Origin of the sequence: Microbacterium sp. BH-3-3-3, from assembly GCF_001792815.1 — a bacterium.
GTDB lineage: Bacteria > Actinomycetota > Actinomycetes > Actinomycetales > Microbacteriaceae > Microbacterium.
The window spans coordinates 3,304,423-3,323,178 of sequence record NZ_CP017674.1; the positions used below are offsets into that span (position 1 = coordinate 3,304,423).

19 protein-coding genes are annotated in these 18,756 nt (G+C 70.3%); 12 read left to right on the top strand and 7 right to left on the bottom strand.

What is annotated here, in order from left to right:
- The first annotated feature begins 12 nt into the window (after nt 1-12).
- Nucleotides 13-558, top strand: coding sequence for an MOSC domain-containing protein (locus BJP65_RS15215; RefSeq protein WP_070409677.1), 546 nt, complete (start codon nt 13-15; stop codon nt 556-558).
- A gap of 221 nt (nt 559-779) precedes the next feature.
- Here BJP65_RS15215 and fbaA read toward each other — a convergent pair whose 3' ends face one another.
- Nucleotides 780-1,808 carry a class II fructose-bisphosphate aldolase gene (gene fbaA / locus BJP65_RS15220; RefSeq protein ID WP_055939551.1) on the bottom strand — a complete coding sequence of 343 codons (1,029 nt, stop codon included), beginning with the start codon at nt 1,806-1,808 and terminating at the stop codon, nt 780-782.
- Between the two features lie 177 nt (nt 1,809-1,985).
- Between fbaA and glpX the strand changes: the two genes are divergently transcribed.
- Together glpX and BJP65_RS15230 are read left to right on the top strand one after the other, a co-directional pair.
- Complete coding sequence (glpX, locus tag BJP65_RS15225) at nt 1,986-2,975, top strand: class II fructose-bisphosphatase (protein ID WP_070409678.1); 990 nt, start codon at nt 1,986-1,988, stop codon at nt 2,973-2,975.
- 212 nt (nt 2,976-3,187) lie between these two features.
- Complete coding sequence (locus tag BJP65_RS15230) at nt 3,188-3,400, top strand: hypothetical protein (RefSeq protein WP_055836109.1); 213 nt, start codon at nt 3,188-3,190, stop codon at nt 3,398-3,400.
- Nucleotides 3,401-3,419: 19 nt separating this feature from the next.
- Here BJP65_RS15230 and BJP65_RS15235 read toward each other — a convergent pair whose 3' ends face one another.
- Both BJP65_RS15235 and BJP65_RS15240 read right to left on the bottom strand, forming a co-directional pair.
- On the bottom strand, nt 3,420-4,781 hold the full coding sequence (locus BJP65_RS15235) for a DNA recombination protein RmuC (protein ID WP_070409679.1): 1,362 nt from the start codon (nt 4,779-4,781) through the stop codon (nt 3,420-3,422).
- 52 nt (nt 4,782-4,833) lie between these two features.
- The gene (locus BJP65_RS15240) at nt 4,834-5,427 is read right to left on the bottom strand and encodes a 3'-5' exonuclease (RefSeq protein WP_070409680.1); all 594 of its coding nucleotides are present in this window, start codon (nt 5,425-5,427) and stop codon (nt 4,834-4,836) included.
- A 125-nt stretch (nt 5,428-5,552) separates the two neighbouring features.
- Between BJP65_RS15240 and BJP65_RS15245 the strand changes: the two genes are divergently transcribed.
- The 3 genes from BJP65_RS15245 to BJP65_RS15255 all read left to right on the top strand — a co-directional run bounded on the left by BJP65_RS15245 (nt 5,553) and on the right by BJP65_RS15255 (nt 8,111).
- Entirely contained in the window at nt 5,553-6,302 is a 750-nt protein-coding gene (locus tag BJP65_RS15245) for a class I SAM-dependent methyltransferase (RefSeq protein ID WP_070409681.1), read from the top strand.
- A gap of 117 nt (nt 6,303-6,419) precedes the next feature.
- Nucleotides 6,420-7,493, top strand: a complete 1,074-nt coding sequence (gene ychF, locus BJP65_RS15250; protein WP_055939562.1) for a redox-regulated ATPase YchF — start codon at nt 6,420-6,422, stop codon at nt 7,491-7,493.
- An 81-nt stretch (nt 7,494-7,574) separates the two neighbouring features.
- On the top strand, nt 7,575-8,111 hold the full coding sequence (locus BJP65_RS15255; protein ID WP_070409682.1) for a hypothetical protein: 537 nt from the start codon (nt 7,575-7,577) through the stop codon (nt 8,109-8,111).
- A 150-nt stretch (nt 8,112-8,261) separates the two neighbouring features.
- Here BJP65_RS15255 and BJP65_RS15260 read toward each other — a convergent pair whose 3' ends face one another.
- The gene (locus tag BJP65_RS15260) at nt 8,262-9,587 is read right to left on the bottom strand and encodes a D-alanyl-D-alanine carboxypeptidase (protein WP_258027496.1); all 1,326 of its coding nucleotides are present in this window, start codon (nt 9,585-9,587) and stop codon (nt 8,262-8,264) included.
- Between the two features lie 170 nt (nt 9,588-9,757).
- Between BJP65_RS15260 and BJP65_RS15265 the strand changes: the two genes are divergently transcribed.
- On the top strand, nt 9,758-9,928 hold the full coding sequence (locus BJP65_RS15265) for a CsbD family protein (RefSeq protein WP_055836137.1): 171 nt from the start codon (nt 9,758-9,760) through the stop codon (nt 9,926-9,928).
- Nucleotides 9,929-10,022: 94 nt separating this feature from the next.
- Nucleotides 10,023-10,991, top strand: a complete 969-nt coding sequence (locus tag BJP65_RS15270; protein WP_070409683.1) for an aldose 1-epimerase family protein — start codon at nt 10,023-10,025, stop codon at nt 10,989-10,991.
- Between the two features lie 52 nt (nt 10,992-11,043).
- Here the strand turns inward: BJP65_RS15270 and BJP65_RS15275 are convergent, their stop codons facing one another.
- Nucleotides 11,044-11,451, bottom strand: coding sequence for a hypothetical protein (locus BJP65_RS15275; RefSeq protein ID WP_055836143.1), 408 nt, complete (start codon nt 11,449-11,451; stop codon nt 11,044-11,046).
- Nucleotides 11,452-11,624: 173 nt separating this feature from the next.
- Here BJP65_RS15275 and BJP65_RS15280 point away from each other — a divergent pair, with 173 nt between their 5' ends.
- Both BJP65_RS15280 and BJP65_RS15285 read left to right on the top strand, forming a co-directional pair.
- Nucleotides 11,625-13,028: a flotillin family protein gene (locus BJP65_RS15280; RefSeq protein WP_055836146.1), complete on the top strand. Its 1,404-nt coding sequence runs from the start codon at nt 11,625-11,627 to the stop codon at nt 13,026-13,028.
- A gap of 15 nt (nt 13,029-13,043) precedes the next feature.
- Nucleotides 13,044-13,889: a DNA-formamidopyrimidine glycosylase family protein gene (locus BJP65_RS15285; protein ID WP_070409684.1), complete on the top strand. Its 846-nt coding sequence runs from the start codon at nt 13,044-13,046 to the stop codon at nt 13,887-13,889.
- A 155-nt stretch (nt 13,890-14,044) separates the two neighbouring features.
- Here BJP65_RS15285 and BJP65_RS15290 read toward each other — a convergent pair whose 3' ends face one another.
- Nucleotides 14,045-14,593 carry a type 1 glutamine amidotransferase domain-containing protein gene (locus tag BJP65_RS15290; RefSeq protein ID WP_070409685.1) on the bottom strand — a complete coding sequence of 183 codons (549 nt, stop codon included), beginning with the start codon at nt 14,591-14,593 and terminating at the stop codon, nt 14,045-14,047.
- 169 nt (nt 14,594-14,762) lie between these two features.
- On the opposite strand from BJP65_RS15290, the gene BJP65_RS16705 reads away from it, so the two are divergent.
- Nucleotides 14,763-14,900, top strand: coding sequence for a hypothetical protein (locus tag BJP65_RS16705; protein WP_156459416.1), 138 nt, complete (start codon nt 14,763-14,765; stop codon nt 14,898-14,900).
- A 164-nt stretch (nt 14,901-15,064) separates the two neighbouring features.
- Here BJP65_RS16705 and BJP65_RS15295 read toward each other — a convergent pair whose 3' ends face one another.
- Nucleotides 15,065-16,546: an MDR family MFS transporter gene (locus tag BJP65_RS15295; RefSeq protein WP_055836156.1), complete on the bottom strand. Its 1,482-nt coding sequence runs from the start codon at nt 16,544-16,546 to the stop codon at nt 15,065-15,067.
- A 232-nt stretch (nt 16,547-16,778) separates the two neighbouring features.
- On the opposite strand from BJP65_RS15295, the gene BJP65_RS15300 reads away from it, so the two are divergent.
- Nucleotides 16,779-18,695 (top strand): ABC transporter ATP-binding protein, encoded by a 1,917-nt coding sequence (locus tag BJP65_RS15300; protein ID WP_258027497.1) that lies wholly within the window; start codon nt 16,779-16,781, stop codon nt 18,693-18,695.
- Nucleotides 18,696-18,756 lie beyond the last annotated feature (61 nt).

Below are 18,756 nucleotides of genomic sequence, written 5' to 3' on the forward strand. Positions count from 1 at the left end.
TAGCATCGTCGCATGCCTCGTCTCGTCGCCGTCTGCGCCGTTCACCGCCTGCACCCGGATGCCGGGTCGATCGGCGTCACCGCGATCGACAAGCGCCCGCTCGACGGGGCGGTGCGTGTCGGCAAGCTCGGCGTCCGCGCCGACGTGCAGGCGAGCCGCAAGCACCACGGCGGCCCCGACAAGGCGGTGTACGCCTACGCGCAGGACGACGCCGAGTTCTGGGAGGGGCAACTCGACCGTGAGCTGCCCGCCGGCTGGTTCGGCGAGAACCTGCGCGTCGAGGGGCTCGACGTCAACGGCGCCCGTATCGGCGAGGTGTGGCGCATCGGCGACACCGTCGAGGTCGAGGTGACGATGCCGCGCACCCCCTGCGCGACGTTCGCGCGCTGGGTCGGAGGCGCCGCGGCGCGCGGATGGGTGAAGCGGTTCTCCGACGAGGGGCGCCTCGGCGCGTACCTGCGGGTGCGACGCGCGGGGGAGGTGCGCGCGGGCGATGCGATCGAGATCGTGTCCTCGCCCGAGGGCGCGCCGACGGTGCTCGAGGTGTACCGGGGCTGAGACGCGGGGTCTCGGCATCCGGTCGCCCGAGGCGGGGTGCGCGCACAACGGCGGGGCGTTTCGATGCCACGCCGTTCGCGGCGGCGTGAGATCAGCATGTCGCCGGGCTGAGCTGCCGTTGTGCACGGCGGGCGAGCGTTGCGGGTCAGGCTCGGGCCGTGGCATCCGGAAACGACGAACGCCCCGGCCGAGGCCGGGGCGTTCGCGGTGATGCGGGTGGGTCAGCTCTTCGACTGGCCGTACGAGCCGAGCTGCTTCGTGGCCTCGACCACGCGGACGGCCATGGCCGACTCGGCGACCTTGCCCCAGGCGCGGGGGTCGTACTGCTTCTTGTTTCCGACCTCGCCGTCGAGCTTGAGCACGCCCTCGTAGTTCGAGAACATGTAGCCCGCGATCGAGCGCGTGAAGGCGTACTGGGTGTCGGTGTCGATGTTCATCTTCACGACGCCGTTGGCCACCGCGAGGGCGATCTCTTCATCGGTCGAGCCGCTGCCGCCGTGGAAGACGAGGTCGAGGGGCTTGGGGCCGGTGCCGAACTTGGCGGCAATGCCCTCCTGGATCTCGCCGAGCAGCTCGGGACGGAGCTTGACGCCGCCGGGCTTGTACACGCCGTGCACGTTGCCGAAGGTGAGGGCCGAGATGTACCGGCCGTTCTCGCCGAGGCCGAGACGCTCGACGGCCTTCGTGACGTCGGCCACGGTGGTGTAGAGCGCGTCGTTCGAGCCCTCGTGCTGCACGCCGTCTTCTTCGCCGCCGACGACGCCGACCTCGATCTCGAGGATGGCGTTGATGGCCTTCATGCGGGGGAGGAGCTCGGCCGCGATGTCGATGTTCTCGTCGAGGGGAACGGCCGAGCCGTCCCACATGTGCGACTGGAAGATGGGGTTGCGACCGGCCTTGACCTCTTCTTCGGAGGCTTCGAGCAGCGGCAGGACGAAGCCGGGAAGGGCGTCCTTCGGGCAGTGGTCGGTGTGCAGGGCCACCGTGATGGGGTAGTTCTTCGCCACCTCGGTGACGTAGCGGGCGAAGGCGAGGGCGCCGGTGGCGCGGGCCTTGACCGTGTGACCGGCGAAGTAGTCGGCACCACCGGTGGTGACCTGGATGATGCCGTCGGAGCCGGCCTCGGTCAGGCCCTGGAGCACCGAGTTGATGGTCTGCGAGCTCGAGACGTTGATCGCGGGGTACGCGAAGCTGCCGGCCTTGGCGCGGTCGAGCATGTCGGCGTACTGCTCAGGGGAAGCGACGGGCATGGAGGTGCTCCTTGGTGTTGTCGGGACACCGTCAGCCTAGCGAAGGCGCCGGATCGTGACGGTGCGACCTCGGTAGGAACGGTGCACTTCTGCCCATTCGTTAAGAAGAGCGATTCCTTCGCCTTGGCGTCGGTCAAATCCCGGGATTGTCGCGCTCCCGGTGGATACAGTGGCCACATGGTGAGCCTGACTGCCGACATGAGCCCGTTGCATCCCGACCGAAACCTGGCTCTCGAGTTGGTGAGGGCGACGGAAGCGGCATCCATCCGCGCCGTTCCCTTCATCGGTCGCGGCGACAAAGAGGCCGCCGACGGCGCCGCGGTCGACGCGATGCGCGCCTTCTTCAGCACCGTCGACTTCGACGGCACGATCGTCATCGGTGAGGGCGAGAAGGACAACGCCCCCATGCTCTACAACGGGGAGCGCGTCGGCAGCGGCCGCGGCCCCCGCTGCGACGTGGCCGTGGACCCGATCGACGGCACCTCGCTGACCGCCGCCGGTCGCCAGAACGCCCTGTCGGTCATCGCGGTCTCGGATCACGGCACGATGCTCGACGCCTCGACCGTGTTCTACATGGACAAGCTCGTGACCGGTCCCGCGGGCGTCGGTGTCGTCGACATCCGCCTTCCGATCGGCGAGAACATCCGTCTGCTGGCCAAGGCGCTCGGCAAGCCCGTCGACGAGATCGTCGTGTCGGTGCTGAACCGTCCCCGCCACGAGAAGCTCATCGCCGAGATCCGCGAAGCCGGAGCCGGTACCCGCCTGATGAGCGACGGCGACGTCGCCGGAGGCATCAACGCGGCCCGCCACAACGCCCGCACCGACATGTGCGTCGGCATCGGCGGCAGCCCCGAGGGCATCGTGACGGCGTGCGCGATCAAGGCGCTCGGCGGTCACATCCAGGGCATTCTGACCCCGGGCAACGACGACGAGAAGCAGAAGGGCCGCGACGCCGGACTGCAGGTCGACGGCGAGGTCTACGAGGCCGATGGTCTGGTGAAGGGCAAGAACACGATCTTCGTCGCCACCGGCGTGACCGATGGTCAGCTCGTCGCGGGCGTTCGCCGCGAAGGCGACTTCCTCTACACCGAGAGTGTCGTGCTGCGCGGCGCGTCGGGAACTCTGCGCCGCATCACGTCGGAGCACCTCACGTCGAAGTGGCTCTGACCCCGTCGGGGAGGAGCCGCGGCCTCGGGGCGTGCAGTCTCACCCTGACGCGCCGTGCAGGCCGCCCCGGCACGCCGCGCTCAGCCGATGCGCACCTACAGCCGGGCGTGTCGTGACGCAAGCGTGACCGGTGTCGGAGAGGCTGTCTGGCAGAATCGTCAGCAGTGTCAACGGTGACGCTGTGACTTCCGAGACCCGAAGGGGGATCGTCCATGGCAGCAGCTCCGACGAATTCGACCGCACCTCAGACAGGTGCGCACGCGGTGGTGGCCAGCGCGGTGGACCCCGCACGTCGCCCCGATGTCCTGCTTCGCGTTCGCCGCGACGAGGGGCACGAGATCAGCGCCTGGTGGATGGTCGGCGCCTTCGTGGGCGTCTCGGCTGCGGTGATCAGCCTGCTCAGCTGGGTTCCGGGCGGCTCCTGAGCTCGAGGCCCGGCGGGTCTCAGCCGTGAAGATTCTCGTCGGACAGTCCGGCGCGTTCGCGCACGCCCCCCAGATCGGCCGAAACCGCGACGCCGGTCGGTGACCCGAGGGACTCCGCTTCGTGCGGATCGGCTGCGCCGTCGGTCGTCGTCGTGATGCCGTCGAGCTCGATCATCTCGGGCGCCGTCCACCGGCGCGGGGTCGCGTCGAGCGCGGCGGGTGCGGCGACGGCGTCGAGCTTGGTCTCGTCGATACCCGGGAACTTGCGGGCCGTCACCAGGACGCGTGACTCGAGCGAGCCCGCGAACCTGTTGTAACTGTCGACGGTCTTCTCGATCGCTCGACGAAGGTCGTTGGCGTGCCCGGCCAGAACGCCGACCCGCTCGTACAGCTCGGTGCCGAGTGTGAAGAGGGTGCGCGCCTCGTCGGAGACGTCTTGCTGGGTCCACGTGAACGCGACGGTCTTGAGCACCGCCCACAGGTTGACGGGGGACGCGAGCGCCACGCGCCGGGTGAACGCATAGTCGAGCAGGGCCGGGTCTTCGTCGAGGGCCGAGGCGAGCAGCGATTCGCTCGGAAGGAAGCAGATGACGAACTCGGGGCTCGAGGCGAGACCTGCCCAGTAGGTCTTCTTCGCGAGCGCGTCGACGTGCGCCCGCACCGCCTTGGCATGGCGCGACAGCAGGCTCGCCCGGCGCGCGCCCTCGTCGCCCTGGGCGGTCACCGCGATGGCGCTGGCCTGCAGGTACGCCTCGAGGGGGACCTTGGCGTCGACCGCCAGCGCCTTTCCCCCGGGGAGGCGCACCACCATGTCGGGGCGACCGGCGCCGGCGTCGCTGGACATCGACGCCTGAAGATCGAAGTCGACGTACCGCGTGAGGCCCGCGGCCTCGACCACGCGCCGCAGCTGGGTCTCGCCCCACACCCCGCGGGTCGTTCCCGAGCGCATCGCCGAGGCCAGGGATTCGGTGGTCGCGCGCAGGGCTTCGTCGGCCTCGCGCGAGAGCCTCAGCTGCTCACCGAGCGCGGAGTACTGCTCGACGCGGTCGCGCTCGAGGCCGTCGACCTTGCGCTGCATCGCGTCGAGGGTCTCGCGCACGGGATCGAGTGCCCGCAGCACCGTCTGCTCGCGCCGCTCCCGCTCTTCGCGCGCCGCCTGGTCGGAGCGGGACTGACCGACGAGCTCGCGGTACAACGCGACCTGGTGATCGAGCTGCGCCTGCAGACCGGAGCGGGCGGTCTCGGCCGCCGCCACGCGGGCGCCGAGCGCCTGCTGCTCGACCGCACCCCGCGCCGCTGCGCGCGCCGAGGCGACAACCCACCCGCCGGCTACGCCGAGGGCGAGCGCGAGGATCACGAGAACGAGGGCGATGGCATCCATGGGGTCAGCATGCACCAGACCTCCGACATCGCCCGAGAGACGGGCCGGGAGGTCAGGCGACGGCGCGTTCGGCGGACTCGACGGGGACGCGCGAGATGCGCACGCCCAGGTGCGAGGCCAAGGCCTGCACGTCGTCGGCCCCCGCGCGGCGGGCGCAGTCGATCGTGATCTCGGCGCACGCGACCGCGTCGGCCAGGGCGTCGTGGTGCGCGAACGGCGAGCAGCCCGCCTCGGCGGCCACCAGCGGAAGACGGTACGAGTCGAGCGTGTAGGTCTTGCGCGACATCTGCACGCTGCACAGGTAGCGGTACGGCGGGCACTCGTCGCCGGTGGCGGCGCAGGCACGGCGCAGCACCGACATGTCGAACCCGGCGTTGTGGGCCACGAGCACGTCGGCCCCGGCGAAGGCGGTGAGCCGGGCGAGCTGAGCACTCCAGTCGGGGGCGTGTGCGACGTCGGCGGCCTGGATGCCGTGGATGCCCACGTTGATCGGCGCGAAGTGGTCGTGCCCGCTCGGGGGCTTGATCAGCCACGCCGCGGTCGCGACGACCCGTCCGTTGCGCACCCGGGCGAGCCCCACGGCGCACGCGGAGGCGCCGCTGGAGTTCGCCGTCTCGAAGTCGATCGCGGTGAAATCCAAAGCCACGGAACCACCTTCACCGCCGGTCGACGTCGACGGCGGGAGGCGCGCCGGGAAGCCCGCGTGTCGCCGGGACCGGTCGCGACGGCGACGCCCGTGGTGGTGTCGGAGGGTCGGCGTAGGGTCGGGGCATGACCGATCGCGAGAAGTCGACGTCGTTCGGACAGGCGGCCTCCGCCTACGAATCCGGGCGTCCCGCGTACCCGTCCGACGCCGTGGCGTGGATGCTCGAGCCCGCGCGCGAACCGGGTCGTGCATTGCGCGTCGCCGACGTGGGCGCCGGAACGGGCAAATTCACCCGGACGATCGTGGAGCACGGTGCCGACGTGGTGGCGGTCGATCCGGATGCCGACATGCTCGCGACCCTGCGGCACAACGTCGGCGGGGTGCCCACGTTCGCCGGAACGGCCGAGGCGCTGCCGCTTCCCGACGGGGCCCTCGACGCCGTGGTCATGGGGCAGGCCTGGCACTGGGTCGACCCCGACGAAGGGTCCCGCGAGATCGGCCGCGTGCTGCGCCGCGGGGGAGTGCTGGGCCTCGTCTGGAACATCCGCGACGAGAGCGTCGACTGGGTGCGTCGGTTGACCTCCGCCATGGGCGGGTCGAACGCCGAGGTCCTGCTCGCGACGACCGGACCCCGGGTCGCCGCGCCGTTCGGCGAGCTCGAGCATCACGAGTGGCGCTGGGAGCGCACGATCACCCTTCCGCAGCTGCGCGACCTCGTTCTCTCGCGCAGCGACATCATCACCGCCGACCCCGAGAAGCGCGCGCGTATCGACGCCGCGGTCGACCAGGTGGTGGCATCCGTTCCCGAACTCGCCGCCGGCGGCTCAGTCGCGCTGCCGTACGTCACCCACGCGTTCCGCGCGCGGCGACCCTGATCGCTCGCGCCGCGCGCATGCCCGGCGTAAGCGTCGGGCGTTCGGACGAGCGGCGCGCGCCCACGTGGAGCAGTGCGGCGCCGTGTGATCCGTCGCAGCCGGGTAATCTGGACTCCCGTGGCTCTTACCATCGGAATCGTCGGCCTTCCCAACGTCGGAAAGTCGACCCTCTTCAACGCTCTGACCAAGAACTCGGTGCTCGCCGCGAACTACCCGTTCGCGACCATCGAGCCCAACGTCGGGGTCGTCAACCTTCCCGATGTGCGACTGCAGCAGCTCGCCGACGTCTTCGGCAGCGAGCGCCTCGTGCCCGCCGCGGTGTCGTTCGTCGACATCGCCGGCATCGTGCGCGGCGCGAGCGAGGGCGAAGGGCTCGGCAACCAGTTCCTCGCGAACATCCGAGAAGCGGATGCCATCGCCCAGGTCGTCCGCGGATTCGCCGACGACGACGTGGTCCACGTCGACGGTGAGGTGAACCCCGCCGGTGACATGGAGACCATCAACGCCGAGCTCGCGCTCGCCGACCTCCAGACCCTCGAGAAGGCCATCACGCGCTACGAGAAAGAGGTCAAGGGCAAGAAGCTCGACCCCTCGGTGCTCGACGCGGCCAAGGCGGCCGAAGACGCGCTTCAGCGCGGGGTGCTGCTCTCGGCATCCAAGATCGACCTCAGCCCCATTCGCGAACTGGGACTGCTGACGGCGAAGCCCTTCATCTTCGTCTTCAACGTCGACGAGGCCGTGCTCACCGACCCGGCGCGCAAGGACGAGCTGGCCGCCCTGGTCGCCCCGGCGAAGGCCGTGTTCCTCGACGCCAAGATCGAGTCCGAGCTGATCGACCTCGACCCCGAAGACGCCGCGGAGCTGCTGGCCTCCACCGGCCAGGACGAGTCGGGTCTCGACCAGCTCGCGCGTATCGGCTTCGACACCCTCGGACTGCAGACCTACCTCACCGCGGGTCCGAAAGAGGCCCGTGCCTGGACGATCCCGCAGGGCGCGAAGGCGCCGCAGGCGGCGGGTGTCATCCACACCGACTTCGAGAAGGGCTTCATCAAGGCCGAGGTCATCTCGTTCGCCGACCTCGTCGAGCTCGGCTCGGTCGCCGAGGCCCGCGCGAAGGGCAAGGCGCGCCTCGAGGGCAAGGATTATGTGATGCAGGACGGCGACGTGGTGGAGTTCCGCTTCAACAACTGAGGCCTTCGTTCGCGAACGAATCGACGTGACGTCCTCGCACGATTCCAGCGACAGGAACCACGACTCCGCTGAGGAGGATCGATGACCCCCGACGCGACGGTGGTCGTGCGGTACGACGAGGCCCACAGAACAGTCGTAGAGCAGACCCTCCGCACGCTCGTGCGCATGCGGGGCATCCTGATGCTCGTTCTCGGGACGTTGCTCGGGGCGCTGGTGCTGGTGCCGCTCGTCGCGGCGGCGAGTGCCGGTATCGATGCGGCCTTCGTCGTCGTCGGGGGCGCGCTCCTCGTCATTCCCCTCGTGCTGATCGTGCTGGGAGCACGGCAGCTGCAGCGGCGTCCGCGCCTGCCCGAGGTCGCCGTCACGATCACCCCCACCTCCGTGTTGTTTCCGGCCATCGAGCGGCCGTCGGCGCTGGCGCCTCGCCTTCGTGCGGAGGAGTGGCCGCGAGAGTGGACGAGCGTCGAGGTCTTCCGTGCGTCCGGTCTGCAGGCGGCGCGCGTCGAGTTCACCCGGCACGACGGAGGCAAGCGACGCCGCCGTTCGATCGCGGCCAACTCCCTCGATGTCGATGCCCGTGTCATCGAGGACGCGCTCCGGGGGTCGCACACCTCCTAGACGCGCCGCGCTGTGCCTCGGGGTTCGTCAGGGCCGCCACCCTCGACACCGCGGTCACACCAAGAGCAGCCGGACTCGACTCCCTCAGGGCGAGACCTCAGACGGGGACGGCCGCGGCCGCGGACCCCGGATGCCGGAAACCCCGGCCCCTCAGCCCAGGTCGCCCGGGTGGGTCAGCCGCCACCAGAGAGTGGGCTCCTCGATGGTGCCGGAGATCTTCACGTCGGCGCTCGCCGTGTTCGGGCCGGCGGTCCAGGTGACGGTGCCGACGACCTCGCCGTCGGCGTAGCTGCGCGGAGCGACGGTGACGAGCGAGGCGGCGACGGGGGTGTCCGACCAGGTTCGCAATGCGGCGTTCTTCGCGAGCACGATGGTGGCCGTGGACCCCCACGGCGTGGTGATCGTGCCGACCTCATCGCCCAATCGGCCGACGGAGACATCGTGGAACCCGTCTTCGATGCTCTGCAGCAGCGCGCGCACGTCGGCGTCGGTGCTGTCGTGCGTCGCCCCGCCCATGCGCACTCCCGTGATCTTCAACGGTCCACTGACGCCCACGTCGAGGGTCGACGTGAACAGCAGGTTGAACAGGCCGTCGCCGAGGTTGCCGGTCTTCAGCCCGGTGATGCCGAGCGTTCCGAGCAGGTCGTTGGTGTTCGTGACCGTTCCCGGACCGACGACGCTGATCGAGCGGGTGGCGGTGAGGGTCGCGATCACCGGATCGGCGGCGGCGAGGCGGCCGAGGGCGACGAGGTCACCGGGCGTGCTGCTGTTGCGTTCGTCGACGCCCGTGGCATCCACGATCCGGGTGTCGTTCAGCCCTTTCGCGCTCAGCCACGACCGGGCCGCCTGCACGAAAGCGCCCTCCGAGCCAAAGCCCCAGCGGGCCAGGGCCACGGCGTAGTTGCTCGCGGACGGCAGCAGCATCGTCGCCATCGCGTCGCGCTGCGACATCGACGTGCCGTCGGGCATGCGGGCGATCGTGACGCCCTGCACGTAGAACTGGTCGTAGAGATCGGTGTCGGCCTCGGTGAACGAGATGGTTGGTCCGGGGTCGTTCGGCCCGTCGAGCGGGTGCGCATCGAGAACGACCATCGCCGTGATGAGCTTCGTGACGCTCGCGAGGGGGCGCGGATCATTGCCGCCCGACGAGGCGAAGGCGCCGGCGGCATCGGGCCCGAGGTAGTCCTCTCCGCCCGCCACGCTCACGAGCATGGCCCCCTCGGAGGGAAGGGCGATCGCCGCGGGCGCGCCGGGTGCGACGGCGGATGCCTCCGAGGTGACGGTCGGTGCGGGGAGGGCGGCGGAGGACGCCCACCACACGTATCCGCCGCCGCCGGCGAGCACCATCAGAACCACGACGAGGAAGGTGACCAGGGCGATGCGACCGCCCCGTCCACTCCCGCGCTGCGCGCCGGGCGACTCGTCGAGAAGGTCGACGAGGTCGTCGAGCGTTCCCGGGTCGGACGACGCGCTCACGACGCGACTCGGATCAATGGCGTGATGTGAAGGCCCGGGCGCACGGTTCGAACCTAACCCCGACGCCTTGCTCAGGTCGCGCCGAATTTCAAGCCCCCCGAGCCCGAAAGGACAGAGATCTACCGTGATGGCAACGGGAATTACCCGCATACCTAATGGGAGGAGCCGACATGGGACTCGACGACAAGATCAAGAACGCCGCAGAGGACATCACCGGCAAGGCCAAGGAAGCTTTCGGTAAGGCGACCGACAACGAGCGCCTCGAAGCCGAGGGTCAGGCCGATCAGAGCAAGGCCAACGTCAAGAAGGCCGGCGAAAACGTCAAGGACGCCTTCAAGTAAGTCGCCCTCCCCGAATGCCCCGGTCCCGTGCGGATCGGGGCATTCGTCGTTTTGCGGTGCGGGAGCCGACGCGGCGGGCCGGGATAATGGCGGGATGACCGATGTCGCTCCCACCGAGACCCCCACCGTCGTCTCGGGCACCCCCGTCGTCCTGCGCGCCCACGGCTATGAGGCCGCGATCGCCAGCGTCGGCGCCTCGCTGCGCTCCCTCACCCACGAGGGGCGCGATCTCGTCGTGCCGTTCGACGCCGACGAGTTGCGTCCCGCCTATCGCGGGACGACTCTCGCCCCGTGGCCGAACCGGATCGTCGACGGAATTCATCGCTTCGGAGGAGCCGAGCACCAGCTCGCCCTCACCGAACCCGATCGCGGTCACGCCCTGCACGGCCTGTTGTCGTGGGTCAGCTGGAACGTCTCGGATGCCACCGCCGACGCCGTCACGCTGACGGCGGCCGTGCCGGCGCAGGCCGGGTACCCGTGGTGGCTCGTCGTCTCGACCACCTACCGCCTCGGCGCCGACGGCCTGACCCAGACCGTGCGTGCCACGAACCTCGCCGACACTCCGGCGCCGTGGGGGACCGGTCCCCACCCCTACCTCGTCGCCGGCTCCGCGCCGCTGGACGCCTGGACCCTGGGACTGCCGGCCGACACCGTGCTCGAGGTGACGCCGGACCGACTCGCACCCGTGGCGCTGGCATCCGTCACCGTCGATGCCGAACGCTTCGACTTCCGCGCGCCCCGCGTGCTCGGCGCGGTCGAGATCGACCACGCCTACACCGACCTGGTGCGGGATGCCGGTTCACGGGCGACGGTGACCCTCACCGATCCGTCGGGCACGGGAGTGGCCATGAGCTGGGACGCCGCGTGCGCCTGGGTGCAGATCCACACCGCCGACCTGCCCGCCGGCCCTGGAACGCCAGGGCACCGCGCGGGACTCGCCGTCGAGCCGATGACCTGCGCGCCCGACGCGTTCAACGACGACGCCTACGACTTCGACACCGGGGTGGTCGCCCTCGCCCCGGGAGCGTCGCACGAGGCGAGCTGGACGATCTCGGCGCTCTGACGCACGACCGCCCCGTCGCGGAAGTGGCGGGGCGGTTCGTTTTTTGCGAGCGTCAGACGACCTGGGCTCCGCACATTCCGCAGTCGCCGCCGACCGACACCTCGACGAAGCAGTCGGGGCACATCGTGCGCACGGGCCGGTCGGTGATCGGCGTGGGCTTGGAGCTGGGCGTGCGGCGCTCGGCACGAGGAGCGGCCGCGCGGGTGCGCTTCAGCTCGACGGGCGCCGGGGGCGGAGGAGCAGCGGCCGGCGTGTGCTCCTCGCAGTAGAAGCGGACGAATCCGTCGTGGTGCTTAGGGTGGCGGTGCTTGACGGCCCACAGCTCGGTGCGCTCGTACAGGCGGCCGTCGGTTCCACAGGCGACGCAGCGGGTGGCGTCGCCGGGGACGACGTCGGCGACGAGGACAGGGGCGTCGAAGCGGATGGCATCCCGCCAGTCCTGCGACGAAACGATCTTCATGGGGGACCCTTCTTTCGGCGGTTCGGGCCGCCTCACCCTCAACGGTACGCTCCTCCCCACCCGGCCGGCGACGGGATTCGTGCGCAGAAGGGGTGGACACCGCCTGCGGCCTCCCGGATAGGTTGGAGACAATTCCCCCGCGTCGGTCTTTCGGCGCCTGTCGAAGGAGAAGCATGGAACTCGCCGCATTGGGAGCCGTCGGAGTCATCGTCGCCATCGTCGTGGTGGTGGCGGTCGTCGTCCTCCTGGTCCTCTCGCTCATCATCCGCGGCTGGTACCGCGTCGCCAAGGCCGACGAAGCCCTGGTCATCGTCGGTAAGCGCCAGAAGAGCTCTGACGGCAACTCGTCGCGGATCACCGTCATCACCGGCGGTGGCGCGATCGTCAACCCGCTCACCCAGCGCGGCGAGATGATCTCGCTCCGTGCCCGCCAGATCAAGATGGAGCCCACGGCGCAGTCGTCGACGGGCGTCACCGTGAACGTCAGCGGTGTCGCGCTGGTGAAGATCGGCTCCGACCCCGAATCCGTGCGTCGTGCGGCCGAGCGCTTCGCCTCGCAGGACAAGGCGATCGAGCAGTTCACCACCGAGCAGCTCGAGGGTGCGCTGCGCGGAGTGGTCGCGACCCTGACCGTCGAAGAGCTCATGCGGGACCGCCAGCGGCTGTCGGACCAGATCGCCGAGGGCATCAAGCAGGACCTCTCGTCGCAGGGGCTCATCCTCGACTCGTTCCAGATCCAGGGCATCACCGACCTGAACGGTTACATCTCGGCGCTGGGTGCCACCGAGGTCGAGCGCGTCAAGCGCGAGGCCGAGGTCGCCCGCATCAACGCCGTGCGCGAGATCCGCGCGCGCCAGATCGCCACCGACGAGGCCAACCTGATCGAGCAGACCGCGCTCGACAAGAACAGCGCCGCGGCCAAGGCCGAGGTCGGCCGTGCCAACGCCGAGGCCGAGCAGGCCGAGGCCCTCGCGCGCGCCGAACGCCGCCAGGCCGTGCTCGAGCAGGAGGCGCAGAACACCGAGGCGCGCCTGGAGTCCGAGGTCAACCGCGTCGCCGACGCCGACCTGTACCAGCGTCAGAAGAACGCCGACGCCGACTCGTACGCGCAGATCAAGGCCGCGCAGGCCCGCGCGCAGATCGCCGAGCAAGAGGCCGCGGCCGTGCGCGTGCGCGCCGAGGCCGACGCGCAGTCGGTGCGCCTGGCCGGCGAGGCCCGCGCCGAGGCGATCCGCGCCGAGGCCGAGGCCCTGGCGCACAACCAGGAGGCTCTGCTCGCGCAGCGTGCCCTCGAGGCGCTCGTGCCGATGATGACCGAGTTCGCGAAGGGGTTCGACCGCGTCGGCTCCATCACGGTGCTCGGCGGAGAGGGTGCCAGCGGACACCTCGCCGCGGAATCGGCGACGGGCCTGCGCTCGTCGTTCGAGGCCGTGCGCGCGGCGACCGGCATCGACCTGACGCAGATCATCCAGGGCCGTGCGATGGCCGACGCGTTCGCGAACGCGCAGCACCCGACCACCGCTGCGGCTGCTCCGGCCCCGGCGACGACGCCCACGGCCCCCGAGCCCGGGGCCTGAGCGCGGGGTCGTTCCATGCCCGAAGCCCCCGAAGTCGAGGCGCTCACGCTGTTCCTGCGTGAGCGCCTCGGCGGGCACGTGGTGCGCGACGTCGAGCTCGTCGAGGGGCGTGCGCTCAAGACACGGCCGCGGCCGCTCGACGAGCTCGTGGGGCGCACCGTGACCGGGGTGACCCGGCACGGCAAGCACCTCGACCTCGACTTCGACGGCGTGCACCTCGGCGTGGGCTTCGGTCGGGCCGGGTGGGCGACGTGGACGGACGCGGGCGCCGAGTCCGACGTCGAGCCCGGCTCCGGTTCGGTGGATGCCGTCGCACCGGCGGCGGTGATCGCGCGCCTCGTGCTCGACGACGGCATCCTGGGGATCACCGACGCGGGGGACTGGCTTTCGGTGCAGTTGCACGTCGTCGATGCGGCGAACGAGGTTCCGTCGGTCGCGAAGCTCGGACCCGATGCCATCGACCCCGCGTTCTCACGCGAGGCGCTGGCGCACGCTCTCGGCGGACGGCGCAAACAGCTCAAAGCGCTGCTGCAGGAGCAGGAGTCGCTCGCCGGCATCGGCAACGCGTACTCCGACGAGATCCTCTTCGCCGCCCGACTGTCGCCCGTCGCGCACGCGTCGAGCCTCTCGAGCGACGACGTCTCGCGGTTGCACGCGGCGCTGCACGACACGCTGACCGCCGCGGTGCTGGCGCGGCGGGGCGTCCCCATCGCCCAGCAGAAGGCCGCCAAGGTGGCGGCCATGGCGGTGCACGGGCGCACGGGCGAGCCCTGCCCCGACTGCGGCGGTGTGATCGAGGACATCCCCGGTACGAAGGGCGGCGGGCAGTACTGCCCGTCGTGCCAGGTGCTGCCGGGCTGATCGGCCGCTCGTCTCGTGCGGGGGTCGCGTCGGGCGGGCGCGGGACCGAGGGGTGTCCGTGGGAAACCAGTCGGACCATCGCCCCACCAACGCCCGCTCGGCCGAAACGACGACGGCCCCGAGCCGAAGCCCGGGGCCGTTGCCGACGGAGACGCTCAGGCCGTCTGGCCGGGGTGCTTCCCCTCGGCGATCTCTTCGACGAGCTTGGCGTTGAACGCGGGCAGGTCGTCGGGGTTGCGGCTCGAGACGAGCCCCTGGTCGACGTGCACTTCCTCGTCGACCCACGTGGCTCCGGCGTTTCGCAGGTCGGTCTTCAAGGTCGGGTAGCTGGTGAGGGTGCGGCCCTTCAGCACGTCGGCCTCGGTGAGGATCCAGCCCCCGTGGCAGATGACGGCGACCGGCTTGTGCTGGTCGAAGAAATCGCGCGTGAAGGACACGGCATCCTGGACGATGCGGATGTCGTCGGCGTTCTGCACGCCGCCGGGCAGCACGAGGGCATCGAAGTCGGCTGCCGAGGCCGAGCCCACGGCGAGGTCGACGGGCTGCTGGTGCCCCTTCTCGCCGGTGATGCTGCCGTCGGCGGGCGAGACGAGCACGGCTTCGGCGCCCGCGGAGGTGACGGCCTCCCACGGGCTCGTGAGCTCGCTGTCTTCGAATCCGTCGGTGAGCAGGAAGGCGATGCGCTTGCCGGTGAGATCGGTCATGGTGCGACTCTCTCTTTCTCGATTAGGAACGCCTTCCACGCTAGAAACCGCCGCGCGGACGGGGGCGGGGGTTGCGGATGCCGCGCCCCGGCGTTAGCGGTGACGTGCGTCGATCGCCCGGTTCCGTCGGCGGCCCGCCGGAGTCCTGCGCGGGCGTAGCATGGAGCGCATGTCCGCTGACACCACGTCTGAGACGACTTCTGCATCGAAGCCGCTGATCACGCTTCTGAACGCTCCCGTCGAAGAGAAGGACGAGTCTCGCCCCGCGGCGTCGCAGTGCTGCGGCGGCGGTTCCTGCTCGCTCTGAGCCTGTACCCCCGGCGCACCCGGCCCGTCGTGGTCATGTCGTCCGGCGCACCGTGATCTGACCTGCGCCCCGGGACCTGCGCCCCGGGACGCGCATCCCGGCGCTGTCGTCGTTGTGCCTCCCCGCGCGTCATCACCGCCGGGGCGCGATCAGCGTTGCGCCCCTCAGTGCGCGATCGGCGCCGCGCCCTCGGGCTGATCGGCGGGCTTGCGAATGAGGAACGCTCCCACGATCAGGGGCACCGAGATGATCGCGGCGACGAGGAACGCGGCCCGCGTTCCCGCAGCTCCGGCCTCGAGGCCCCCGCCCGCCGCGGCCGAGACCGACGACATCAGCGTGACCAGCAGAGCGATACCGGCGGCGCCGGCGACCTGCTGCACGGTTCCCACGACGGCGGAGCCGTACGAGTAGAACCGGGGCTCGAGCGAACCGAGGGATGCCGTGAACAGCGGCGTGAACGACAGCGCGAGACCGATCATCATCACGGTCTGCACCGCGATGAGCAGCGCGAACGGGGTGTCGGTGCCGACGGTCGTGTAGAACCACAGCGAGCCGCTGGTGATCACGGCGCCCGGCACGAGCAGCACCTGCGTGCCGAAGCGGTCGTAGATGCGCCCGATCACGGGACCCGCGAGGCCCATCGCGAGAGAGCCGGGCAGCACGGCCAGGCCCGTCTCGAGGGGCGTCTTCTCGAGCACCGTCTGCAGGTAGAGGGGCAGCAGCGTGATCGCGCCGAAGAACGCCATCGACATCACGCCGAGCTGCGCCACCGAGAGGGTGAAGTTGCGGGAGCGGAACACGCGCAGGTCGAGCAGGGCGCTGTCGCTGCGCTGGAGCCGTGTCTGACGCCAGACGAAGAGGCCCAGTCCGATCACACCCACCGCGAGCGAGGCGATGAGGGTCACGAGCGAGGTCGACGCGGCATCCGGGTCGGAACCGTGGCCGCCGCCGATCTGGCTGAGGCCGAAAACGAGGCCGCCGAAGCCGAGCGCCGAGAGCACCACCGACGGGATGTCGATGGGGGCGTTGCGGGTCTCGCCGAGGTTGTGGATCCAGCGGGCGCCCACGAAGAGGGCGACCAGGGCGATGGGCAGCACGATGCCGAAGATCCAGTGCCACCCGAGCGACTGCAGCACGAGCCCCGACATGGTCGGACCGATCGCGGGGGCGAGCGCCATGACGATGCTGACGCGCCCCATCATGCGTCCGCGCTGCTGCGGCGGCACGATCGTCATGATCGTGGTCATCAGCAGCGGCATCATGATGGCGGTCCCCGAGGCCTGGATGACGCGGGCGACCACGAGGACCTCGAACCCGGGGGCGAGGAAGGCCACGAGCGTGCCGGTCGAGAACAGCGACATCGCCGCGATGAAGACCTGACGCGTGGTGAAGCGCTGCAGCAGGAAGCCCGTGATCGGGATGACGACGGCCATCGTCAGCATGAACGCGGTGGTCAGCCACTGCGCGGCGACGGCCGTGATGCCCAGGTCGCGAATGAGGAACGGGATCGCGACGTTCATCGTCGTCTCGTTGAGGATCGCGACGAACGCGGCGGTGAGCAGCAGCCAGATGACGCGGCTCTGCTCGGTGGTCACGCCCGAGGCGGTGGCGGGCGGGGAAGCGACGGGGGTGCCGGTGGCAGCCATGACGAGGTCCTTTTCGTGCGGGGGGCTTCGTGGCGCCGGAGAGGCGACGTGCCTCAGACCGAACGGCAGCGGTCGGCGGGATATTCCGACGTCGAGAGAAATTCGCCGGGACGATGTCGGGGAAGCGCGGGTCGGGGTCTCGCGGCCGCCCTCCGCGGTGCACGGGCGGGAGCCGGTGTCGGCGGTCGGACGTAGGCTGGCCCGCATGACCCCGGGTGGAGTAGGCGGAAGCATGTTCCGCGGCGTGGACGCCGCCGAACAGCGCCGACGCAACTCCCAGGCACCGCGCGTCGCGAACCTCGGACGACGGGTCGTCGACCTGTTCCGGCCCTATCGCGGTCGCATCGTCATGACGGCGGTGCTCGTGGTGGTGGGGGCGGCGATCGCGGTCATCCCGCCGCTGCTGGTGCAGCGCATCTTCGACGACGCGCTCTTCCCGATCGACGGGTCGCGCCCCGATCTGCAGCTGCTCGCCGTGCTGGTCAGCATCATGATGGTGCTGTTCCTGGTGTCGGCGGGGCTGAACGTGGGGCAGACGTGGTTCACGGCGACCGTGGGCAACCGCGTGACGGGCGATCTGCGCACGCGCCTGTTCGATCACCTGCAATCGATGGAGCTCGGGTTCTTCACCCGCACGAAGACGGGCGTCATCCAGTCGCGTCTGCAGAACGACGTCGGCGGCGTGTCGGGCGTGCTGACCAACACGGTCACCAGCATCCTCGGCAACGCGGTGACGGTGATCGCCTCGCTCGTGGCGATGATCCTCATCGATTGGCGACTGACCCTCATCGCCGTCGCGCTCATGCCGTTCCTCATCTTCGTGCAGCGCCGGGTGGGGCAGGTGCGTGCGCGCATCGCGGGCGAGACGCAGGAGTCCCTGTCGGAGCTCTCGGCGATCACTCAAGAGACGTTGAGCGTGTCCGGCATCCTGCTGTCGAAGTCGTTCAACCGCCAGCGCACCGAGTCGGCACGCTTCGACGCCGAGAACGACAACCAGGTGCACCTGCAGGTGCGGCGCGCGATGAGCGGCCAGGGCTTCTTCGCGGTGGTGCAGGTCATCATGTCGAGCGTCCCCGCCGTGATCTACCTCGTCGCGGGGTATCTCATCGCCGGTGGGGCGGGTGCCATCACCGCCGGCACCATCGTGGCCTTCACGACCGTGCAGGCGCGGCTGCTCATGCCGCTGATGGGGCTCATGCGCGTGGCGCTCGACGTGCAGACCTCGTCGGCGCTGTTCGCCCGCATCTTCGAGTACCTCGACCTGCAGCCGGCCATCGTCGACGTCCCCGACGCCCTACCGGTCTCGGCCGCGCCAGGCCCGGTAGGGCGGGTCGAGTTCCGCGACGTGGAGTTCCGCTACCCCGACGCACCCGCGAACGCGCGGCCCACGCTCGACGGGGTCTCGTTCACCGTCGAACCCGGGCAGCACGTGGCGTTCGTGGGCCCCTCGGGGGCGGGCAAGACGACGATCCTGTACCTGACGCCGCGCATGTACGAGGCGTCGGGCGGTGCGTTGCTGTTCTCGGGAGCCGACGTGCGCGACCTCGATCGGGCCTCGATCGTCGACGAGATCGGCATCGTGTCGCAAGAGACGTACCTGTTCCACGCGACGGTGCGCGAGAACCTGCGCTACGCCCGCCCCGAGGCCTCCGACGACGAGATCGAGGCCGCCTGTCGCGCCGCGAACATCCACCACGTCATCGCCGGCTTCGAAGCCGGATACGACACCGTCGTCGGTGAGCGCGGATACCGCCTCTCGGGCGGCGAGAAGCAGCGCATCGCGATCGCGCGCGTGCTGCTCAAAGACCCTCCCGTGCTGCTGCTCGACGAGGCCACGAGTGCTCTCGACACCGTGTCGGAGCGCATCGTTCAAGAGGCCCTCGAGACCGCGTCGCACGGGCGCACGACGCTGTCGATCGCGCACCGCCTGTCGACGGTCATCAGTGCCGATCAGATCCACGTCGTCGACGCGGGTCGCATCGTGGAGTCGGGTACCCACTCCGAACTGCTCGCCGCGGGAGGGCTGTACTCCAGCCTCGCCGCCGAGCAGCTCGCCGCCTCGTTCGTCCTCGCCGACGAGCAGCTCGACGCGGCGGGCCTCGCCCGCGCGGCACTGCCCTCCCGCCGGGCGGATGAACCGCCGGAGTGAACGATCGTCGTCGTGGGTCGGGATCGGCCGCAGCGATGAGTGAAGGGACGCCCGACGGCTC